This window comes from Vagococcus carniphilus (genome assembly GCF_014397115.1).
Classification (GTDB): domain Bacteria; phylum Bacillota; class Bacilli; order Lactobacillales; family Vagococcaceae; genus Vagococcus; species Vagococcus carniphilus.
Genome location: NZ_CP060720.1, coordinates 1131193 through 1154902, shown reverse-complemented (window position 1 = coordinate 1154902; position 23710 = coordinate 1131193). Strand labels below are relative to the sequence as shown.

Here is a 23710-nt window from a genome sequence, read left to right as displayed (position 1 = left end):
GCCTCATTTTTACTTATTTTTCAATCGAATAGCACTTTGAGCTGCTGCAAGGTAAGCAACTGGTACACGGTATGGCGAACATGAGACATAATCTAATCCTAACTGATCAAAGAACTCGATTGAAAGTGGGTCTCCTCCAAGTTCCCCACAAACACCAATTTTCATATTTGGTTTTGTTTGTCTTGTCTTTTCAACAGCGATTCTAATTAATTCTCCTACTCCACTCACATCTAATGTTTGGAAAGGATCGACTGGTAATATGCCACCTGCCACATATTGATTAATGTATTTAGCTGCATCATCACGAGAAAAACCAAATGTCATTTGAGTTAAATCATTTGTTCCAAAACTAAAGAAATCTGCTTCTTTAGCTAAATCATCAGCAATTAGACAAGCTCTTGGTAATTCAATCATCGTACCCACTGTGTATGAAACTGTTGCTTTTTCAGTAGCAATAATTTGCTCGATATGTGCTTCAATTTTTTCTTTCAATAGACGTAATTCTCCGTCCATTCCCACCAATGGTATCATAATTTCAGGTGCTACGTCTAATCCGTTTTCATTCTTAAGAGCAATAGCGCTTCGAATAATAGCCTCTGCTTGCATGATGTATAGTTCTGGATAAGTAACTGCTAAACGGCAACCACGATGGCCTAGCATAGGATTAATTTCATGTAATTCATTAATTCTACCATTTAAAAATTCATAACTAATTCCCATCTCTGTTGCAACGCGTTCAACGTCTTGTTGTTTACTTGGAACAAACTCATGTAAAGGTGGATCTAATAAACGAATAACTGTTGATTTGCCTTCAATCGTTGAGAATATTTCTTTAAAATCATCAATTTGATAAGCTAAAATCGTTTCTAATGCTTTCGTTCTTTCTTCTGATTTTTGAGAAATAATAAAGCGACGCATTTCAATCAATCTTTCTGGTGCAAAGAACATATGCTCTGTTCTAACTAAACCAATACCACTCGCATCAAATGCGATTCCTGTTTTGATATCTGATTTAGTTTCAGCATTCATTCTAATAGCTAAACGTGAAAACTCTTTAGACCAAGCCATAATTGTTTCAAAGTCTTCATTTTTCTCAGATAATGTTAATTCAACTTCACCTACATAAAGATCACCATTTGTCCCATCAACTGAAATAACGTCGCCTTCATGTAATTCACCATTTGGGTATTTAACGATTTTTAAGAATTCATCAATTTCTAACTCACTACAACCTGCTACACAACAAGTACCCATTCCTCTAGCTACAACAGCAGCATGAGATGTCATCCCACCACGACTAGTTACAATGGCTTCACTGACAACCATTCCACCAATATCTTCTGGTGATGTTTCTTGACGAACTAAGATAACTTTTTCACCTCTGTCTGACCATTCTTTAGCAGTTCCTGCGTCAAAGCAAATTTTACCTGTTGCTGAACCTGGACTTGCTGGTAAACCAACTGACGAAATTTTATCTGCTGTTTTTAAAGCTTCTTCTACGAACACTGGGTGAAGAAGTTGATTAACTGATTGAGGGTCTAAACTTAAGATTGCCCCTTCTTTTGTTTTCAATCCTTCTTCTACTAAATCAACAGCAATTTTAAAGGCAGCATGAGCTGTTCTTTTACCATTACGCGTTTGAAGTAAGTATAATTTTTGATTTTCAATCGTAAACTCAATATCTTGCATATCACCATAATGTTTTTCAAGAAGCTCTCCCATTTCTAAGAACTCTTGATAAATTTCAGGCATAGACTCTTTTAATTCAGAGATTGGAGATGGTGTTCTGATTCCTGCTACAACGTCTTCTCCTTGAGCGTTAATTAAATACTCTCCAAATAATTTATTTTCTCCTGTTGATGGGTTTCTAGTAAATGCAACCCCTGTTCCACTTTGATTACCACTATTACCAAAGACCATTAGCTGGATGTTAACTGCTGTTCCTAAGTCATCTGCAATATTATGCAATTTACGGTAAACTTTAGCACGCTCATTATTCCATGAACTAAATACAGCAATCACTGCTGCAAATAACTGTTCTTTTGGATCTTGTGGAAATTCTTGTTTCTTAATTTCTAAATAAATTCGTTTGTATTCATGAACAATTTCTTTTAATTGCTCTGCTGTTAAATCAGAATCTAATTGAACACGATGTTTTCTCTTATAAAACTCTAAGAAATTTTCAAAATGTGACGTATCAATACCATAAACAACATCACCAAACATTTGTAATAATCGACGATAACAATCATAAGCAAATGTTTCATCTTCTGTAATCTCTGCTAAGTGTTTCACGTTTTCATCATTCAATCCTAAATTTAAAACCGTATCCATCATTCCTGGCATTGAAAATTTAGAACCACTACGGACAGATAGTAACATCATGTTTTCTTTACTGTTAAATGCTTTTCCAGATTCTTCTTCTAATTGTTTTAAGTAAGCTTCAATTTCTTCTTTTAATTCATCAGTAAACTGACGACCATTATTTAAATAATCCATGCAAGCTTCCGTCGAGATGGTAAATCCGTTGGGTACCGGTAATCCTAATCGGGTCATTTCAGCAAGGTTTGCGCCCTTACCACCCAAAAGCCCTTTCATTTCTGCATTACCTTCTTTAAAACTGTAGACACGCTTTGTCATGAGTCATCCTCCAAATATCATATTTAAGTATAAACGCATTATATAATACGTCTTATATAATTTCAATAGGACATCTTATATAATTAAAGATAGGTCTTATAAAGTTGAACTTCATTTAAAGACAAACTAGTTACATAACCTGATTTAAACTGTTTTTATCTTTTCAATATTAAAAATTAAGAAATTGATTAAAAAAAAGAAACCAACCTCCGTTAGTTTCTTTTAGAATGATTTTTATGCTTTTTCTTTTTTCTTTTTTTCTTGTTTTGACTAGCTATTTTTTGCTGCTTATCAAAACTAATTTTTTGAAGTAACAAGCTAATAAGGTGAACAATAAAAAAAGTCAGACAATAAGCACTTGCTAAAGATAAAAAAGGTTTTGGAAATAGAAAATAGGTAAACAAAAAACTTAAAATTAACACAATGCTACTACTTAATAGGTAATGAAAAAAAGAGAGTCTATTCTTTTTCTTCACATTTCCTCTTTTTTTAAGAAAGAATTTTTTTATTATTCGTAATACTCCTAAAGAAGCTAAAGCTGAAAAGAAATAGGTTAAACTAAAAAAAATTAAGTAATCTGTTGATTTTGCTGAACCTTTCATGGTTGCTAAAATAAACAACAGTATCCTATTGGTTGTAACTGTTAAAAAAATAATATTTTCTGCTACAATTGCAGAAGTCATTGTAAATAAAGTTAATATTTTTTTATTTTTCTTATCTCTTTTGTCTAACCAAAATATAATAACAGCCAAAACAACTATGAATTGAAGAACTCCTAAACCAAGTAATAAGTTCATTGTTTTCATCATACTTGTCATTATCGGCCTTGTAAGGACAGTTTCATTTAACAAATTATTCATCATTATTTCTTCTCTCAATTCTCTAAATATTTTCCTTTCTTAAGATTACCTTAATTAATAACTTGCTTCAATACAAATCTAGTATAAGAAAAAAGTTTGACTCAAAAAGTCAAACTTTCTCTATCTTTCTATACATGTTTCATTTGATTATTTTCTACATCAAATACTTTTTCAACTAAACCATCATAGAATTCTGGCTCATGGGATACTACTATTAAAGTACCTTCATAATCTTTCAAAGCACGTTTCAAGCCATCTTTTGTTCCCTGATCTAAATGGTTAGTCGGCTCATCTAAAATAAGGAAATTGCTTTTTTTGAGCGTTAAACCACAAAGTTTAACTTTAGTTTGCTCTCCCCCACTTAGTTGATCTAAAGCTTTAGTTACATTATCATCTACTATCCCACTTCTTGAAAGATAACGTCTGACTTCTTTATTGTTTAATTTAGGATACAGTTCTTTAATCCAATCAAATGCTGATTGATGTGGATTTGACCAATGTAAATCTTGAGAGAAATAGCTAATTTTAGCTTCTTTAGATAATTCAATCTCTCCATTTATCGCTGGTATTTCGTGGATTAATGTTTTTAGTAAAGTTGATTTACCGATTCCATTAAACCCATTAATAGCAATTTTTTCACCGTTTTGAACAAGTAAGTTAATCGGTGGTAATAAAGCTTTCTTGCCATAACCAATTTCTAATCGTTTTGTTTCTACTACTAAATTACCGTGAGAAGCTGTATACGGAAAATGAAAATGACCTGGTTTAGGTGAAACAAGAGGCGTTAAACGCTCCATTCTATTTAATTGTTTTTCACGACTTTTGGCCATCGTAGAACGACTTCCTGCTTTATATTTACGAATATAATTTTCTAGTTTATCAATTTCTTTTTGTTGCTTTTCGTACTCTCGATGTAAATGTTCTTGTTGAGCTTCTTTTTGTTTCATTGCTGCTTCAAAATTACCACTATATTTAGTTAATGTTTGAAATTCAATATCACAAATACAATTTGTTACTCGATTCAAAAAATCACGGTCATGGGAAATAACAATATAGCTGTCTTCTAGTTGATTTAAGTAATCAGATAACCATGTTATATGTTCAACATCCAAATAGTTAGTCGGCTCATCTAAAAGAAAAACATCTGCTTTTTCAAGTAATAGTTTAGCTAGTGAAACTTTAGAACGTTGACCACCACTTAAAGCTTCAACTTCTCTATCTAATCCTAAAGCACTAATGCCAAGTCCTGTTGCTACTCTTTCAATTTCAGTTTCAATGTTATAGAAATCATTATTTTCTAATGCTTCTTGATACTGTCCAATTTCTTCCAAAAGAGCATCATCATAGTTTTCTGCATAAGTGATGTAAAGTTCTTGGATTTTATCATTCATCTCATATAAATGACTAAAGGCTTTCTTTAGATAATCAAAGATAGTGTCTCCTTCATTATAAGTTAATTGCTGCTCTAGATAAGAGATTCTTAGGTTATTTTGCCAAACAATCTGACCTTCATCAGGGAGAATTTCACCTTGAATCATCTTAAGTAACGTTGATTTGCCGGCTCCATTTTTCCCAGTCAACCCAAGATGTTCTCCTTTGTTTAATCTTAAAGAACTATCCTTATATAGTACTTTATCTGGTAATTCATAATTTAAATCTGTAATTGTTAATATACTCATTCTTTTTTCCTTCTTTCTACAAATCAAAAGAGGTCAACCGTTATTGTGGCTAACCTCTCTACTTCTATCCTAGACAAAAATAGAGAAGACGACTGAAACATGTCCCTCAATCGTCCTCTCCACAATCACTACTAGAATAGAAGCATCACAAAATAAGACTAATCATTTAGTCTATTTTTCCACTGCTTATTCTAAAATAGTGATGAAGAAATTTCTCTTTAAGCTCTGAACGTATGCTTCACCTATTTCATATGTCCAGAGCAAATTCGTCTAATCAAGACCATTATACTCACCCTTAATATTGTTAAAAGAAATATAACATACTAGAAAAAAAACGTCAAACCATGTATATGCTACATTTCTTTACCATCGTTATCAGTTTGAATATATTCCTCTAAAATAATTGAACTTTTGATTTTCCCTATTTTTTTCCATTTTCCTAGAATTACTTTCATTTCATCTATATTAGGTGCAACAGCTTTAACAAAATATTCTACTGTTCCACTTAGAATATAAAATTCAAGTACACTTGGTTCACCTTTAAAATAATTCAATGCTTCTTCTGCAGAAAAACGACAATCACTTATTTCAGTGAAAAAACAAATTTTTTCTTCTCTAAATTTTTTCCCTAATTTAATTGTAAATTGATCAATCACACCGTTTTCAACTAAGCGCTCAATTCTTTCTTTCACACTAGGCCGACTCATATTAACTTCCTTTGAAATTGCAACAATTGACATTCTAGCATCCTTTTTCAAAAGACTTAAAATCTCATTATCCACTTCATCCATTTTAATCAATTGCTTTTGCCTCCTAAATCAACTTATATACATTTCATTTTATTTCTTCTCTTTATTCTAAAGTATTTTAGTTGCAAAATGAAGGTTTTTGCTTAAATATCTTTACTTTTGTTAATTATACGGATGAGATATCTTTTTTTAGTTCTTCTTTTTTCATTCATTTTTTCTTAAAATATATATATATACTTTTATTTTAATACTTTGCTCTTAAATGATTTTATGTTTGTCACTTTAGTCAACGTTGTCGTGATAGGGGGTTATTAAATTGAAAGCGGATTCAAACAAAAAATTTTTTTTACTTTATATTGGAGGTGTATTAGTTACTTTAAGTCAGTTGAAGGTTGTTCCGATAATGACTGATTTATCTGATTATCTATCTAAACCTATTTCAAGTTTATCCTGGATTATGTCTATTTTTACTATTTCAGGTATTTTCTTAGCTATTCCTGGTGGGATGATTATTAGTAAAATTGGATCAAAAAAACTCATTGTCTCATTAATGGGCTGCTTATTTTTAGGAAATATTCTAGGCTTTTTTACTTCAAGCTATTTTATTTTATTAATTACAAGAGCCATTGAAGGTATTTCATTTTCAATGATTGTTATGACAGGTATTGTTCTTATCAATCGATGGTACGATGAGGATAGTCGAGGTGTTCCAACCGGTCTTTGGGGAACTTTCTCAGCTTTCGGATCAATGGTTGCTATGAATGCTTTTGAACCATTAGTTAACAAATTTGGTATCAAATCCCCATGGCTTTTCTTAGCGATTCTCTCTTTAGTTATGATGCTTATTTATCAATTTGCTTTTGAAGATGATAGTAAGTTTATAGAGAATGAACCAACCATTCAAAAAACAGAAACAGATGTTACTTTAAAAGAAGTAACAAAAAACCCATTAATTTGGCCATTAGCAATCGCCCAAGGTTGTATGGCATTTGTTCTATTTACTCTCATTACCTTGTATCCTCTCATTTTTAAACAACATTATGAGTTAGGTACAGGTATTTCTAATTTCTATACTAGCTTATTCGGTATATTTGGTGTTCCATTTGGAGTTGTTGCAGGTTACTTAATTGATAAAACTAAAAAAGATAATTTAGTTCTAATTTGCTCATTTATTTTTATGACTATTTCTACAATTGGTCTAAATTTTATGGGTAATAATATCGCAAGTATCTTACAACTCTTCTTCATGTCAGCATCAGTAATGGTAGCTTCATCATCAGTTATGATTATTGCTCCAAAAATTGTTAAAAATAGTCGAATGATTGGTTTAAGTATATCTTTTATTAATCTTTTCTACTATCTTGGTGTTTTCTTTGGTACACCAATCATCACTAAAATTGTTGAAAAATTCAGTTGGCCAATGGCGTTTAACTTTTTAACTGTAGTATCAATCATTTCAATTGTATGTTCTTTTATATTTACAAAAAAATCGAAAGAGGGTAACTAAAATGGAAAGAAACTATGAATTAGGAATCGCATTTGCAAACAAAAAGGACCAACAAGATGAACTTTATTCTGTAAGAGAAAACTTCTATATTAAAGAAGATGAAATTTACATGGATGGAAATTCTCTAGGTTTAGCTTCTAAACCTGCAGAAAAAGAATTACTAAATATGATGGAAGAATGGAAAGAAAAAGCGATCGGACTTTGGGATGGCTATTTCCATTTTGGACTTGAGTTAGGTGCTTTAATGGCTCCACTTGTAAATGCAGGTGAAAATGAAATTGTCGTAACTGGAAGCACTACAAGTAATATTCATTCAGCTATTAGTACTTTTTATCATCCTACAAAAGAAAGATATAAAATTTTAGTAGATGATATTAACTTTCCAACAGACCGCTATGCAGTTGACAGTCAAGTAAGATTAAAAGGTTATGAACCTGAAGATGCTGTTAAAGTTGTTAAGAGTCGAGATGGTAGATACATTAATGAAGATGATGTCATCGAAGCAATGACTGATGATGTTTGTGTCATTCTTTTACCTACTGTTTTATACCGTAGCGCTCAAATTGTTGATATGAAAAAAATTACTAAAGCGGCTCACGAAAAAGGCATTTATATTGGATGGGATTTATGTCATGCAATTGGTGCAGTTCAATTCGATTTCCAAGATGTTGATCCAGATTTCGCTATTTGGTGTACTTATAAATATTTGAATGGTGGACCAGGTGCAGTTGCTGGACTTTATATTAATAAAAAACACTTTGACAAATTACCAGGTATTGCTGGTTGGTGGGGTAATAGAGATGACACTCAATTTGCTCTTAAACATGCTTTTGAACATCAAAAAGATGCTAGTGGATGGCAAGTAGGATCATTGAGTATGTTCTCTATGGCACCTTTAAAAGGCTCTCTTGAGTTATACCATCAAGTTGGTATGGAAAAAATAAGAGAAAAATCACTAGATTTAACAGCTTATCTAATGTTTTTAATAGATGAAAGATTAGCTAAATACGGCTTTAGTGTAGGAAATCCTAGAGAAGATGACAAGCGTGGTGGTCATGTTTGTTTAGAACATGATGAAGCCTACAGAATTTGTCAATCATTGAGACAAAATGGCGTTGTTCCTGACTTTAGAGAACCTAACGTTATTCGTTTAGCTCCTATTGCCTTCTATACTTCATTTGCAGAAGTTCATAAAGTTGTAGATATTATTGAAGATATCTACGTAACTAAAAAATATGAAGAATTTAGCAAAACAAGAGGTTTAGTTGTTTAATTAGATAATAAAAAGGATTCTCCCAAAAAGGAGAATCCTTTTCTTATTTCTTAATGTTTAAATTAAGTAAATAATGAAATACTCTCTTCAAACCATAAAATACAAATGGTGCTAAAATCATCATTGGCACATAATAAACCATTAAATGGAAACTAAAAACATTGACCAATGAAAAAATTGATTCAAAGAAAATAAAAATAAGTAAAAATACTGAAAGTAATACACCTATTAATAACCTAATCTGCCAAGTAATTGGTTTAGCTATGTAGTGTAGAGCAATGAAACAAATTAAACCTGTTAACCAAACTGTTACTGTTGATTTTTCATCATAACTCCAATGAAGCATATTACCAACTATTTCAGTCATAACAGTAAAGAATACAACACTAAACCCACTAGCAAGAGCCGGTTCAAATACATTTTTTAAAAACTTTCCCTTTATAGGAGCTGTATTAGGACGTAAAGCTAAAAAGAATGATGGGATACCAACAGTTAAAGAACTAATTGGACTTAATTGAATAGGTTGAAAGGGATAAGGGGATGATAAAAAGATAAACAGAGCTGCCAAAACCATTGAATAAACGGTTTTAGTCAGATATAAAGAAGCAACTCTCTGAATATTATTGATTACTTTTCTTCCTTCAAGAACCACTCCAACCATTGAATCAAAATTAGAATCAAGTAAAACAAAATCCGCAATTCCCTTGGCTGCATCACTACCATTTGACATTACAATACTACAATCTGATTTTTTCAAAGCCAGAATATCATTTACTCCATCGCCTGTCATTCCGACTACATGTCCATCTTTTTGAAGAGCTTCGACTAAACGTTTTTTTTGTTCAGGAGATACACGACCAAAAATTCGATATTCTTTAATTAATTCAGGAATATCTTCATCTGACACTTGGCTCATATCAATTTTTCTGTCTGGATGGGCTACTCCTGCTCTTTTAGCTATTTGGGCAACCGTTTCTGGGTGGTCTCCTGAGATAATACATATATCAACTTCTTGCTCCCTAAAATATTTCAATGTTTGAGGTGCCTCTGGTCTAATTTCATCTTCTAAATAGATAAAACCTAATAAATTTAAATCATTTGGTAAATCGTTACTTTCGATATCTGTCTGACTCTTCGCAACTGCAATAATTCTTAAGCCATGAGCCATTGCTTCTTTCATTTTAGCTATTTGTGCTTCGTTAAATGTTTCAAACAAATATTCTGGAGCTCCCATGTAGAAACTTCCCATTTCTTCAAAAGAGATAGCACTCCATTTTCTTGCTGAAGAAAACGGAATTTGCTTTAAGGGCTGTATTTTTTTTAAAGGACAATTAAAAGCACTCATCAACGCTTGACCTGTAGCATTATCTTCATCTAATCCATGAACAATAGCTCCTACAAGTTCTTCAAACTCTTCGAGACTTAGATTACCTTTTTCAAAAACTTCTTGTTCAACTACTTTTAATTGACCACTAGTTAATGTACCTGTTTTATCTAAACAAAGAACATCTACTCTTGCTAGGGTTTCAATCGAGCCCATCGTTTGAACAAGTACTTTCTTCTGACTAAGTTTAATAACCCCAACTGCTAAAGCGACAGAAGTTATTAAAACCAAGCCTTCTGGAATCATTCCTATCATGGCTGCTGTACTTCCCAAAATTGCTTTATCTAAATGAGCACCGCTTGCAATACTTGTTACCATCAAAAGAGCCCCTACTGGAATAATGATAAAGGTTAAAATTCGAATTAATTTCTTCATCATTAGGATTAATTCACTATAAATTCCTTTAGTTTCTTTTGCTTCTTGAGTTAATTTGTAGGTATAACTTTCACTACCAACTTTTGTTGCTTGCATAATGGCATTACCACTCACAACAAAACTACCTGAAAAAACTTCTGAACCTGGCATTTTTTCAACAGGATCGGATTCACCTGTTAATTGAGACTCATCACACTCAAGACCTTCTGTCTCAACAATAACACCATCTACAATAATTTGTTGACCTCGTCTAATCATAATTAAATCATCTTTAACCACTTCATCTTGAGGGATTTCTATTTTTTCGTAGTTTCTAATAACCCAAGCTTTCGCTTGATTCAAAATAGTCAATGAATCAATATTCCGTTTCGCTCTAATTTCTTGATAAACGCCAATAAAAGTGTTAGAAACTATGACACCTAAAAAAAGTAAATTTTTATAGCTGCCTGTATAAATGATAAAACCAGCAATTATTAAATTAATAAAGTTAAATAGCGTTAAACTATTTTCAGCAAAAATTTGTTTAAAATTTCTTGTTGTAGGAGGAGTTGTGATGTTAGTCTCCCCTCTTGCTTTTCTATTAGCAACTTCATTACTTGTCAGTCCAGGATATTTACTTTTATTATCCATTCACTTACCTCTATTCATTTTTATTAAGAAATGTTGTATGAATACAGATTAAAATCCGAATACAACTCTTTGAAATGACCTGTCTTTCTGACTGCTACAAAATCAAAGCCTGCACTTGGATAAAACTGATTTAAATAAGAAATATCTGCCTTACAATCTAAACGAATAGCTTTACCATTTTGAATTCTCACCCAATTGATAATTTCTTTTAAAAAAATATTTCCATATTTTTTCCCTTTAGCAGTATTTCCAATTGCTACTTTATGAAGATAATAAATGCCTTCTTGTTTATCATCATGCCACAATGATTTATCCCAAAAAATAGGTTCTTGATAAAGATATGCAAGTCCAACAACTTCACCGTTATCTTCCAGAATAATTACCTCATTTTGTTTTATACGTGACATCAACACTGGTTCTTCAACGCCTTCTAGAATATAATTCCATTGTTTTGAACCCTTCTCTTTTAATCTTTCAGCAACTTCTTTTTGAATATTATTTAATTTTTCAAAATCATTTATTTTACTTAATCGAACATTCATATCTATTCCTCGCTTCTTCTTTACTTTAATAAGGTTACCATTTTTACTCCAAATAAAACACGTACTTAAGACTGACTTAGTATAAATTTAATGAAAAAAAGGAAAGAAACCTAATCTGGTTCCTTCCCCTTTTTTATTTAATGAAATGAAATTAACTATTTTCCCATCACTAATTGAGTGATACGTTGAATACAAAAAGAAATATTATCGGTTGCTTCATCTTGTTTCTTCTCAGAAGCATCAAATTTCTCAGTATTAACAGTCAATTGATCTAATTCGATTGAATCGATCATTTCTTGACATCCTTCAACATAGACATCAAAAGCTTTTTCTAATCGTTTATGGATACCCATTACTTTAACAGGTGCTTTTAAAGCTTTAATTTCAGCTAATAAATTTTTATATTTATTAGTTCCATTCAAAAATAATTCATGTGTACTTTTTAACTGTTCTTCAGTTAATTCTGATACTTTTCCATTGTCGATTGCTTCTCTAACCACTTCATAAGATGGATTCATTTCTTCTCCGACTTCTTCAGAAGCTGTCACAATATCATTTATTTTTTGAATATAATAACCTAAATTTGGTTTCTTCAAACTTATCCCTCTTTCTAAAATTACTCTCTTATACATTTTAACTTGTTTTAGGGAAAAGGGAAAGCTTTCTTTAACAAAAAATAACTATTTCTAAAATCCTTCTTTTAGTTTATAGGCTTCATCTATGATAGAATACTCTTTTTCAATACTATTAATAACATTATATTTATCTTCTAACGGAACATTTTGCCCTTTAAAATAATTAAACATCGCTAAAAAGTAACGTCTCTCTAATGAATCAGAAAAGAAGGCTCTATCCAAATTCAAATGAACTGTTTGTCCATCCTTTAAAGTTAACCTTAACTCAAAGAGCTCTCGATTATAGAAATATTGTCTTGGACGATAAGAGACTGTTGTATTGAAACCTTGAAAACCATTATTTCCAAAATAAATTTGCATCTCTTCTATATCTTTATAAGAGACAAACTCCACTTGCCGTGAACCAAACACGCCTAAAATAATTTTAATTGGCTTAGGGATATAATATTTACTCGAATAGTAAAAGATACCTGTTTTAGTTACAGTAAAATAATTATAGTAACGTTTCAAATCAACCATCGCAGTTTCTTGAATCAAACCTCCCATAAGAAGCCCACCAATAACATAGTACCATCCTTCACCTGCATAACTTAATGCAAAGAGACCATTTACTATAAAAAATATTGGCATGAACATCCATCCAAAATAAACCCATTTTGATTTAAATGTTCCATAATCAAAAGGCAGAGGAAACTCTGATTGATTGAGCACTAAATCATCTAATGATAGATCTAGCAATTCACTTAGCCTAATTAAATTTTCAACACTAGGTAGTGCGTCTCCTCTTTCCCACTTTGAAATTGATTGCCTTGAAATATTCATCTGCTCAGCTAAATTTTCTTGAGTCATATCTTTTAGTTCACGGTATTTTTTTATGTTACTTGAAATAATCATGACTGCTCACTCCTTTATAACTAAATAGTAGCATTTACTAAAGAAAAAGTAACGAACTCTTTAGTTGCATTCCCTTTATATCAACGTTTCTATTAAAAAAATAGGATTGAACCTAAATGGTCCAATCCTACTAAATTGATTATTTATAAAGAGTTTTTCGTTGAACAAATTTAACTATTTCAACAATTGGAATAATAGAGAATGAAGCTCCAAAGACAAGTAACCATTGATAAATATCTAAGTTTTCTACTCTAAAGACATCATTGAATCCTGGAACAACAATTGTTGCAGCTAATAAAGCAAATGATAAAAGAACTGCATAGTTAAATGTTTTATTTCTAAAGGCTCCCACTTTAAATAAGGAATCATGAACTGACTTCACATTAAAGGCATGGAATAGCTGAATTAAACCAAGAGTAGCATAAGACATCGTTAACGCATCTGCATGAATCGCATCATAGCCAGAATGAACTGGATGAGAAATAGCGAATAGATAAACGCCTAACGTAATACCAGCTTCTAAAATACCTTGATAAACAATACTACTTAAAACACCACCTGAGAATAAATCAGAACTTCTTCCTCTTGGTTTTAAGTTCATAACGCCTTTTTCAGCTGGTTCTAGACCTAAAGCAATTGCTGGGAATGTATCTGTTACTACGTTAATCCATAGTAAATGAACTGGTAATAATGTATCCCATCCCATCATTGTTGCAATAAATAAAGTTAAGACTTCACCTAAATTGGCTGCAAGTAAATATTGAACTGTTTTTTGAATATTAGAGAATACCTTACGACCTTCTTCAACAGCAATAACAATCGTTGAGAAGTTATCATCTGCAAGAACCATATCACTGGCTCCTTTAGATACTTCTGTTCCTGTGATTCCCATTCCAATACCAATATCAGCTGTTTTAAGTGCTGGAGCGTCATTAACGCCATCTCCTGTCATCGCAACCACTTTACCATCTTGTTGCCAAGCTTTAACGATTCTAACTTTATGTTCTGGAGAAACACGAGCATAAACTGAATATTGTTCAATGCGATTAGCTAATTCTTCGTCACTCATCTCATTTAATTCACCACCAGTAATAACTGCATCATGTTGGCCTTCATTAATGATACCAAGACGAACCGCAATTGCTTCTGCTGTATCTCTATGGTCTCCTGTAATCATAACAGGACGAATTCCTGCACCTTTAGCAACTTTAACTGCGTCAGCTGCTTCTTTTCTTTCAGGGTCAATCATTCCGATTAAGCCAGAGAAGATTAATTCACGTTCTACTGATTCAGATTCTAACGTAACAGGCGCTGATTCTGCTACTTGATAAGCCATCGCCAATACACGTAACGCTTGTTTAGCCATGTTTGTATTATTTGATAAAATTAAATCTTGTTGTTTTTTTGTCATTGGTTTAATTTCACCATTTACATCATAGAATGAACAACGTTTTAATAACTCATCTGGAGCTCCTTTGACAGCAATTAAAAACTTACCATCCAGTTGTTTGTGGACAGTCGTCATTAATTTACGGTCAGAATCAAAAGGAATTTCAGCCACACGAGGCTCTTTTCCTAAAGCATCAGCGACGTTAAGACCATGGTCCATTCCATATTTAACTAAGGCAGTCTCTGTTGGATCCCCAATTAAAGTCCCATCATCAGAAATTTTAGTATCATTACAGAAAGTCATAATTTTTAATGTTTGATTGTCTAAAGCAATAGTCTCTTCTGCTTCAATTGTTTCATTGTTAGAGAAAACTTCCTCTACTGTCATTTGGTTTAATGTCAATGTACCAGTTTTATCAGAACAAATGATATCAGTACTACCTAACGTTTCAACAGCTGGCAACTTACGAACAAGGGCATTTCTTTTTGCCATTTTTTGAGTACCTAAAGCTAAAATAATCGTTACGATTGCTGGTAATCCTTCTGGAATAGCTGCTACTGCTAATGAGACTGATGTTAATAACATATCAATCCAACTTGTTCCACCACGTAACATACCAATACCAAACATGATGACACAGATTGCTAAAATAACAATTGATAAAACTTTACCAAGTTTATTTAAGTTTTCTTTTAGAGGCGTATTTGTTTCGTCAGCTTGAGCTAACATGTTAGCAATTTTACCAACCTCAGTGTGCATTCCTGTTCCGATAACGACACCAATACCACGACCATAAGTCACATTACTGTTCATATAGGCCATATTGATTCTGTCACCAATGCCGATATCTTCATTCGTTAAAACACTAATATCTTTTTCAACTGGTACGGATTCACCTGTTAAGGCTGCTTCTTCTATTTTTAGGGAAGCTGCTTCAATTAACCTCATATCGGCAGGGATAACGTCTCCTGCTTCAAGTAAAACAATATCACCAGGAACTAGTTCGTTACTTTTGATTACTTTAGTTGTCTTGTCCCGTTTAACATTTGCATTTGGTGTTGACATATCTTTTAATGCTTCAATTGCTTCTTCTGCTTTAGCTTCTTGAATCACACCAAAAATAGCCATAATCATGACTACGACAATAATCATAATTGCTTCCACTCTATCTCCCATAGCAAAAGATAAAACAGCAGCCACAAGTAAAATAATAATCATGAAATCTTTAAATTGATCTCCGAATTTACTTAGCCAACTTTTTTTCTTTCCTTCGTCAAGTTGATTATGTCCATAATCTTCTAAACGCTTGTTGACTTCACTTGTTGAAAGACCATCAAGTGTTGTCTCCATTTTGTCGAGTACGCTTGAAACTTCTTCTGTGTAAAAAGCGTCATTCAACTGTTGTTTCCTTTCATCTGCCATGTCGCATTCCTCCTTGATATTTGGCAATAAGGTCAATAAAAAAAGAGACCTATGCATGCCATTTCTAACATACATAAGTCTCACTATTTAAGACAATACCAGAAATATACATTTCATGATGGTGATATTGTCGCGGTTAAAAAAGTTACTTTTTACCGCAAGTTACTCCCTTATGACATGTTCCATTATAGCATTGTTTTTATACCCAAACAATTTATTTACAAATTTTTTTCAATTTTCCATTCATTTTCTTTTGTTTCTTGCTCCATCCCTTGAATAAAGCGTTGTTTAACTAGTGGATAATCAACAGATAGACCTTTAATAAGTCGCTTCATCTCTTCTCTTTTCGTTTTCTTATCAACAGGACAAGGATTAAATATAACTGGTAGTTCTTTTTTCTGACAAAAACGAATAATTGATTTTTCTTCTAAATAAATCATCGGGCGAATAATTGAAACCTCTGTTTGGGTTAAATATGTCATTGGTTCAAAACTTTCCATTCTACCGTGGAATAAAAAATTCATGAAGTATGTTTCAATTGCATCATCTAAATGATGTCCTAAAGCAACTTTTTGACAACCTAACTCTCTTGCTCTTGAGTACAAATACCCTCGTCTCATTTTGGCACATAAAGAACAAGGATTTTTCTCTTCACGAATATCAAAAACAACTTTTGCAATATCTGTTTGAACAATATCGAGTTCATATCCTTTTGATTCAACTAGTTCTTTCATTGGTGTAATATCCATATCAAATCCTAAATCGAGAGAAATTGGAACGACCTCAAACTCAAAACCAAGTCTCTTTTGCTTAGATAAAGTATCCAACATAACAAAAAGACTTGTACTGTCTTTACCACCGCTCATTCCAACAGCAACTTTCTCACCTGGTTCGATTAGATTGTAACGACCAATAGCTTTCATCATTGGATTATAATATGTTCGATTTTCTTTTTTACTAAATGACATAATGAACCTCTTATTTTTTAATTTTTAAACATTTTTTGACTGTAATTTTCTCCTGAAACAATATCATATTGAATTAATTGATACTCATCCCAAATTCTTTGTTCCTTTTTAGGTAGAGAAACATCTTTTTGCCACTTTTGATTATAATAATACATTTCTTGCTCAAAAGCTGGAAGAAATTCATGCATTTCTCTTAATAATTCAGAAAAAGCTGTCGTTTTAATTCCTTTTGTCTGAGTGACGACACTCGGAAAATAAAAAGGACTAATTATTTGATTCATTCCTGGAGTTTGATCTTGGCTATCATAAACAAAATACTCTGTTAAATGAGTCACTTCCTTCTGATTCTTCTTGATAATTGAATCTGGGTAAATAGATGGTAAGTGGTCTCCCCAAAAAACAAGTAAGACAGGTCGGTCATTTTTTTTTGTTTTTTCGATAAATTTTTCTAATGCCTTTGACGTATAGGCAATATCTTGTGCGTAATTAGAAAGATTAGTATCATCTTTAAAATCACTTATTTCATAATCTGATTTAGCATACTTGTTAGTATATGGCATATGTGTTTGCATCGTTACTAAATGAATAAACTGTGGTTTGTCCGATTCTTCTAACACATCAAGTACTTCATTAAAGGCAGATTCATCAGAGATAAATCCTTCTTTAGATAACTTATCCTGATGTTTCATTTTCTTCTCATCAATAAACGAATCAAAACCAAACGTTTTATAAACATCATTTCTTTTATACATTGATGTGTTATAAGGATGGATCGCAGTTGTTTCATAATTTTGATTTTTCAAAGTTGAAACAAGGGATGGGAAACTCTCTCTTTTTGGTAACATCATTGTGTAAGGAGTTGTCATTTGAGGATTCAAAAGAGCCATAGAAAAGCCAGTTAATGCTTCAAATTCAATGTTAGCTGTACCACCGCCGTAATTTTGTGATAACATTTGACCTCTTAATATTCCTTCACTTGCTACATGACGATATGTTTTAAGTGGATCAGGCGTTACTTCTATCCCATCTAATTTTGAAGGATCTGAAAAACTTTCTGACATCACATAAATCACATCTGGTTGCTTTTGCTCCTGCTTAACTTCATTACTTTTATCTGCTTTTATTTGATAATCATTGATAATTTTTTCAATTGTTTCTTTTGAATAGTTTTCAGGTTTTTCCATTCCATCTACCTTTAAATTAAATAGAAATCCTCCCATAAATCCAGTATTGTAATAATTCATTTTCTGACTATAGGGAATCCATAAAGCTGTTTTATCATAAGCCTTTTTCAATAAATTATTAGGTTGATTAAAATGACTAACATACACCAATAATAGAGATGTTACTAGTAACGTAAGCACTCTTAATTTTTGATGATTAACCGATAATTTAAGTGACTTGTAAAACGAATAAACTAGCCACAGAAAAAGAGAGATTAAGATAATTAAAAATAAAGCAAATAATGGTGTGCCTAAAATATCTTTCAACATTGTCCATTCCGCAACCATTTTTAAATCATCTGGATAAATAGGTTCCATTCGGTAACTCATCTTCATCGCATTTGCTATGCCAAGCATTAAGATGCCAATACCATAAAAAAGATTTCCTACAATAAAAGAACCTGATATCGACACGATGAATAGGTTCAGAACGTATAAAACAAGAGCACCTAATAAAAACTTTTCAGTATGCCATGAAAAAGCAAATTTTGTTGCTAAACGAAAAGACCATTCATTTTGTGCTAACTGTAAATAATAATTACTAACTAAAACAACGAGTAAACTAACTAAACTTCCAAACCAAGGTGTTCTTATGAATACTTTCCATTTATCTTTCATTTAAACAAACTACCTTACTTCCAAAACGTATCATCTTTAGTAATAGGTAAATGACGTTTATGTTGTGTTTTTAAATACCAACCTTCAATAGTTTTAGCTTGAGTTTCTGAAACTTCTTTTCCTTCTAGGTAATCATCAATCGCTTCATAAGTTACTCCCAGCGCCACTTCATCAGCCACCATTGGTTTATCTTCCTCTAAATCAGCAGTAGGAACTTTTAAGTAAAGTGACTCGTCCGCTCCTAAAACTTGAAGTAATTGTCTTCCTTGACGTTTGTTTAATCCAGATAAAGGAAGTATGTCAGCTGCTCCATCACCGAATTTGGTAAAGAAGCCTGTTACATTTTCAGCTGCATGATCAGTCCCTAAAACAGCTCCTTTAAATTCACCAGCAATTCCGTACTGAGTCACCATTCGTATTCTTGCTTTGATATTGCCTTTGTTGAAGTCATCAATTGTTAAATTCGAATTCTCTTTGAACTCATTTACCAAACTATCTACACTTGATTTGATGTTAACGACAAATGTTCTATCAGCTTGGATAAATTCTAATGCTTTTTTAGCATCCTCTTCATCATTTTGTTCTCCGTAAGGTAGTCGAACAGCAATGAATTGATAAGCTTCATTGCCTGTTTCTTCCCTCATCTCATTAATCGCTATTTGAGCAATTCTTCCAGCTAATGTAGAATCTTGTCCACCGCTAATTCCTAGAACGAGAGATTCAATAAAAGGATATTTTTTTAAATAGTCCTTAATAAAGTCAACTCGAGTTCTAAGCTCTTCTTTTGGCTGAATCATCGGTTGCACATTTAATTTACTTATTATTTCTTTTTGTAATTGACGCACACTATCACTCCTTAATAAAACACATTATAACATAGCTCTTTTCTTAGTCGATAACTTCACGAAAAAAAACAAACTCTATTTAATGACTAAAATTATAAATCAATTCACCCAAAATAGGAAAGACTGTGGTAAAGTATTTTATGAAGAACTTTACTCATTTAACGAAAGGCTGGTTGTATTGGAAAAAAGAAATATCAGTATCGATTTTATTAAAATAATTTCCATGTTTATGATTATTATTTTACATCTTTCTTATAAAGGTGGACTTATTAGCGGTGCAAAAATGAACAGTATTAATTACTACAGTTTTTATTTTATTCTTATTATTTGTTTCATTGCAGTTAACTTATTTGCTGCAGTCAGTGGCTATTTAATGATTCATTCTAAATGGAAACTAAAAAATTTAATTTCATTGTGGCTGACAGTTATTTTTTATTCATACCTTATACTTTTTATTGGAAAATTTATTTTAGGTTTCGATATAAATACAGCTCTGATCGTTGATTCTCTCTTCCCTATGTCACGTAATATTTATTGGTATTTCTCTGCTTACGTTGGCTTATATCTACTGATTCCTTTAATCAATTTAGGGATTAAAGGATTAACTAAACAGCAAATGAAAGTTGGACTCTTTATTATCTTTATTTTAGGGACTATTTCTACGATTTTCAAGTCAAATCCATTTGGCCTTGATCTTGGTTACAGTGCTCTTTGGTTAGCTTGTATGTATTTTGTTGGTGCTTATATTAGACTTCATATAGATACACATAACTTAAAAGTTTCATCGTTAATCATTAAGTATTTGTTTTCCATTTTTGCCCTATTTGGTGCTGTTCTTTTAACGTCTTATGCAAACGTTCATTTCTTTACACGAGCAAGAGATGTTACTTGGTTCATCAAATACGCTTCACCATTTGTCTATGTTAGCTCTATCTATTTCTTTTTATTAGCATTAAAAATTCCATTTAAAAATCCGAAAATAAATAAACTTATTTTATTTCTATCGCCCTTAACTTTTAGTGTTTATCTTTTGCATACACATCCGATTATTTTTGAAAATCTATTTGATCATATGGCTAGTAAATTTTCAAATTATCCTCTGTTCCTCGCTATTGGAATCGAACTAATGCTAGCTTTAGTTATTTACTTAAGTTGTTCCTTTATCGATTTTGGTCGAAGTAAACTTTTCAAGTTACTCAAAATAAATCTTTTATCAGAAAAAATAGCTACAGGTCTGACTAATTTAACTAAAGGTATCATCAAATAAAAAACTAGAAAGCACTTGTTGCTTTTCTAGTTTTTTTATTTAAGAAACTTTTTTATTGACTGTGTAGTAACTTCACCGTTTAAGATACCATTACAACAAAAAGAATAGAGGAAAAAAAATGAAAAAAGTATTAATTAGTATTGGAGCTACTCTAGTATTACTCGTTACAATATTTCTAATGGGAAACCATTACAATTTCAAAGAAGAACAACTAACTGTACAGACCTCTAAAAATGAATTGTCTGTATTTTTAGCAACACCAAAACAGAAAAAAATCAAAGGCACAGTCTTTTTTATTCACGGAGATGGGGGCCAAAATGCCACACAAGATGGGGGGTATAAGCCAATTATGGAAACTCTTGCAGAAAAAGGATACGCATCAGTTTCTTGGGACAAGCCTGGTGTCGGAGGTTCATCTGGTAATTGGTTAAAACAATCTATGGAAGAAAGAGCTGATGAAGCTAGCGAAGTCATTGACTGGATGAAAAAAAATAAACCCGAATTAATGAATAAGGTTGGGCTTTGGGGTGCTAGTCAAGCTGGTTGGGTAATTCCTAAAATTGATAACAATAGACAAGATATTTCTTTTTCTATGTTAGTGGCTCCAGGAGTCAACTGGCGTACTCAAAGTGAATATTTTACCGTCAATCAAGCAAAAAAAGAAGGTAAATCTAATGATGAAATAAAAAAAATCGTTAAAGATTTTAGAAAAGATAGTGATTTGATTGTCAAAAATAAAAACTATCAAACTTATCAAAAAGCTAGTGGTACATCTGAAATGACTGATGACCGTTTTGAATTCGTAAAGAAAAATATGGAGCTTGATTCATCTGATGACTTAAGAAAAATGAAAGGTCACGTTTATCTTATTTTAGGTGAAAAAGATGAAAATGTTGATTCTATTGCAACTAAAAAAGCCTATGAAGAAAATATTTCAAGTAATTTATTGCAAGTCAAAACAATAAAAAATGCAGAACATCGAATGATTAACCCAACTATTGCAAATTCAGAAGCTTTAACAACTCTAACAGCTATTATGATTCCAAAGTACTACCTTGTAAGCCCAGAATATCTAGACTATTCCGCTAACATTTTAAATGCCGAATAAATAAAAAAAGACTTCTTATCAAATTGATAAGAAGTCTTTAAAACTTTTGTTTTATCATGTTTTGAAACGCAAAAATTATTCTGCAGCGTTTGCGTCTTTGAGACCGTATTTTTTGTTGAAACGATCCACACGTCCGTCTGCTTGAGTGAATTTTTGACGTCCTGTATAGAATGGATGTGAATCTGATGTGATTTCCACACGGATTACTGGGTATGTATTACCATCTTCCCATTCAACAGTTTCTTCTGAATGTTTAGTTGATCCAGATAAGAATTTAAAGCCCGTTTGTGAGTCCATAAATACTACTGGATGATATTCTGGATGAATTCCTTGTTTCATATTCTTTTCTCTCCTTTGCCCTGAGTCATTTGCTGAAACAGAGTTATTATACAACATTGCTATTTTAACATGGTCAATTCAATTTAGCAATTACTTTTTTGTAAAAGAAACATCTTTAAATGTCTCATAAAACGATAAATTATTATCTGTTTTTTTCAATAACGTCAAGAATTGATTGGTTAATTCAATTGAATCACCTTTCATGTGACGGCGTAATTTCCAAACCTCTTCTAAATGACCTGGCGCCATAAGAAGTTCTTCTTTTCTTGTTCCTGAACGTTTAATATTAATTGCTGGGAAGACACGTCTTTCTGACAGTTCTCTCGATAAGTGTAACTCCATGTTACCTGTTCCTTTGAATTCTTCATAAATGACATCATCCATCCGACTACCTGTATCAACAAGAGCAGTCGCCAAAATAGTTAAACTTCCACCTTCTTCAATATTTCGAGCAGAACCAAAGAAACGTTTGGGTTTATAAAAAGCAGCTGGGTCAATCCCTCCACTAAGTGTTCTTCCACTTGGTGGAATCACTAAGTTATATGCTCTGGCTAATTTAGTGATACTATCCATTAAAATAACTACATCACGTTTATCTTCAACTAAACGTAAAGCTCTTTCTAAAACTAACTCTACTACTTTTGTATGGTTTTCTGGTTTTTGATCAAAGGTTGATGAAACTACTTCTCCCTTAACACTTCGTTCAATATCTGTTACCTCTTCAGGTCTTTCATCAATTAAAAGAACGATCAATTCAACATCTGGATAATTTTTGCTGATACCGTTAGCTATTTCTTTAATGACACTTGTTTTACCCGCTTTTGGTGGAGCAACAATTAATCCACGTTGGCCAAATCCAACTGGTGCAAAAATATCAATCATTCTTGTTGCTAATCGTGTTTTATGTGTTTCTAATTTAATTTGTTCATCTGGATAAAGTGCTGTCAAAGCAGGAAAATGTGGACGTTCTTTTGCTTCTTCTGGATTTTTCCCATTAACAGTCTCCACATGCATCAAACCATAATAGCGTTCTGATTCTTTTGGCGGACGTGCTTTACCAGCGACCTTATCTCCATTTCTTAAACCAAATCGTCTGATTTGTGATGTTGAAATATAAATATCTTCTTTACTAGATGTGTAATTAATCGGTCTTAAAAAACCGTATCCATCCTGAGAAACAATATCAAGAACTCCTTCCATCATGAAAAAGCCTTGTTTCTCTGCTTGCGCACGAATCACAGCTAAAGACAGTTCTTTTTTATTCATTTGGCTATAATAAGGAATTTTATATTCCTTAGCATAAGCATAAATATCTTTAAGCGTCTTATTTTCTAATTCGCCCATCGTTAAATAGTCGCGCAT

18 protein-coding genes are annotated in these 23710 nt (G+C 32.1%); 4 read left to right on the top strand and 14 right to left on the bottom strand.

From position 1 onward, the window contains the following. Window positions 1–9 precede the first annotated feature (9 nt). The 4 genes from ppdK to H9L18_RS05760 all read right to left on the bottom strand — a co-directional run bounded on the left by ppdK (window position 10) and on the right by H9L18_RS05760 (window position 5970). Window positions 10–2640: a pyruvate, phosphate dikinase gene (ppdK, locus tag H9L18_RS05775; RefSeq protein ID WP_126793873.1), complete on the bottom strand. Its 2631-nt coding sequence runs from the start codon at window positions 2638–2640 to the stop codon at window positions 10–12. A gap of 212 nt (window positions 2641–2852) precedes the next feature. Beyond that, window positions 2853–3503 carry a hypothetical protein gene (locus H9L18_RS05770; RefSeq protein ID WP_126793875.1) on the bottom strand — a complete coding sequence of 217 codons (651 nt, stop codon included), beginning with the start codon at window positions 3501–3503 and terminating at the stop codon, window positions 2853–2855. A 125-nt stretch (window positions 3504–3628) separates the two neighbouring features. Beyond that, on the bottom strand, window positions 3629–5179 hold the full coding sequence (locus H9L18_RS05765) for an ABC-F family ATP-binding cassette domain-containing protein (protein WP_126793877.1): 1551 nt from the start codon (window positions 5177–5179) through the stop codon (window positions 3629–3631). Window positions 5180–5532: 353 nt separating this feature from the next. After that, complete coding sequence (locus H9L18_RS05760) at window positions 5533–5970, bottom strand: Lrp/AsnC family transcriptional regulator (RefSeq protein WP_246433331.1); 438 nt, start codon at window positions 5968–5970, stop codon at window positions 5533–5535. A 274-nt stretch (window positions 5971–6244) separates the two neighbouring features. Here H9L18_RS05760 and H9L18_RS05755 point away from each other — a divergent pair, with 274 nt between their 5' ends. Together H9L18_RS05755 and kynU are read left to right on the top strand one after the other, a co-directional pair. Beyond that, window positions 6245–7435, top strand: coding sequence for an MFS transporter (locus H9L18_RS05755; protein WP_185847481.1), 1191 nt, complete (start codon window positions 6245–6247; stop codon window positions 7433–7435). A gap of 1 nt (window position 7436) precedes the next feature. Continuing rightward, window positions 7437–8708 carry a kynureninase gene (kynU, locus tag H9L18_RS05750; RefSeq protein WP_126793884.1) on the top strand — a complete coding sequence of 424 codons (1272 nt, stop codon included), beginning with the start codon at window positions 7437–7439 and terminating at the stop codon, window positions 8706–8708. A gap of 43 nt (window positions 8709–8751) precedes the next feature. Here kynU and H9L18_RS05745 read toward each other — a convergent pair whose 3' ends face one another. The 8 genes from H9L18_RS05745 to nadE all read right to left on the bottom strand — a co-directional run bounded on the left by H9L18_RS05745 (window position 8752) and on the right by nadE (window position 19634). Beyond that, window positions 8752–11097: an HAD-IC family P-type ATPase gene (locus H9L18_RS05745; RefSeq protein WP_126793887.1), complete on the bottom strand. Its 2346-nt coding sequence runs from the start codon at window positions 11095–11097 to the stop codon at window positions 8752–8754. Between the two features lie 23 nt (window positions 11098–11120). Further along, complete coding sequence (locus tag H9L18_RS05740; protein ID WP_126793889.1) at window positions 11121–11639, bottom strand: GNAT family N-acetyltransferase; 519 nt, start codon at window positions 11637–11639, stop codon at window positions 11121–11123. Window positions 11640–11794: 155 nt separating this feature from the next. Next, the gene (locus H9L18_RS05735; protein ID WP_376765017.1) at window positions 11795–12235 is read right to left on the bottom strand and encodes a hypothetical protein; all 441 of its coding nucleotides are present in this window, start codon (window positions 12233–12235) and stop codon (window positions 11795–11797) included. Window positions 12236–12325: 90 nt separating this feature from the next. Continuing rightward, window positions 12326–13168 carry a helix-turn-helix transcriptional regulator gene (locus H9L18_RS05730; RefSeq protein ID WP_126793893.1) on the bottom strand — a complete coding sequence of 281 codons (843 nt, stop codon included), beginning with the start codon at window positions 13166–13168 and terminating at the stop codon, window positions 12326–12328. Window positions 13169–13307: 139 nt separating this feature from the next. Next, window positions 13308–15980 carry a cation-translocating P-type ATPase gene (locus tag H9L18_RS05725; protein ID WP_126793895.1) on the bottom strand — a complete coding sequence of 891 codons (2673 nt, stop codon included), beginning with the start codon at window positions 15978–15980 and terminating at the stop codon, window positions 13308–13310. Window positions 15981–16198: 218 nt separating this feature from the next. Then, the gene (locus H9L18_RS05720; protein ID WP_126793897.1) at window positions 16199–16948 is read right to left on the bottom strand and encodes a tRNA 2-thiocytidine biosynthesis TtcA family protein; all 750 of its coding nucleotides are present in this window, start codon (window positions 16946–16948) and stop codon (window positions 16199–16201) included. A gap of 17 nt (window positions 16949–16965) precedes the next feature. Further along, window positions 16966–18789: an LTA synthase family protein gene (locus H9L18_RS05715; RefSeq protein ID WP_126793899.1), complete on the bottom strand. Its 1824-nt coding sequence runs from the start codon at window positions 18787–18789 to the stop codon at window positions 16966–16968. A gap of 14 nt (window positions 18790–18803) precedes the next feature. Continuing rightward, the gene (nadE, locus tag H9L18_RS05710; protein WP_126793901.1) at window positions 18804–19634 is read right to left on the bottom strand and encodes an ammonia-dependent NAD(+) synthetase; all 831 of its coding nucleotides are present in this window, start codon (window positions 19632–19634) and stop codon (window positions 18804–18806) included. A gap of 178 nt (window positions 19635–19812) precedes the next feature. Here nadE and H9L18_RS05705 point away from each other — a divergent pair, with 178 nt between their 5' ends. Both H9L18_RS05705 and H9L18_RS05700 read left to right on the top strand, forming a co-directional pair. Beyond that, window positions 19813–20901 (top strand): acyltransferase, encoded by a 1089-nt coding sequence (locus H9L18_RS05705; protein WP_185847482.1) that lies wholly within the window; start codon window positions 19813–19815, stop codon window positions 20899–20901. A 118-nt stretch (window positions 20902–21019) separates the two neighbouring features. Then, window positions 21020–22009, top strand: a complete 990-nt coding sequence (locus tag H9L18_RS05700; protein ID WP_126793905.1) for an alpha/beta hydrolase family protein — start codon at window positions 21020–21022, stop codon at window positions 22007–22009. A gap of 75 nt (window positions 22010–22084) precedes the next feature. On the opposite strand, the gene H9L18_RS05695 is transcribed toward H9L18_RS05700, so the two are convergent. Beyond that, entirely contained in the window at window positions 22085–22348 is a 264-nt protein-coding gene (locus H9L18_RS05695; protein WP_126793907.1) for a type B 50S ribosomal protein L31, read from the bottom strand. 90 nt (window positions 22349–22438) lie between these two features. Beyond that, the gene (gene rho, locus H9L18_RS05690; RefSeq protein WP_126793909.1) at window positions 22439–23710 is read right to left on the bottom strand and encodes a transcription termination factor Rho; all 1272 of its coding nucleotides are present in this window, start codon (window positions 23708–23710) and stop codon (window positions 22439–22441) included.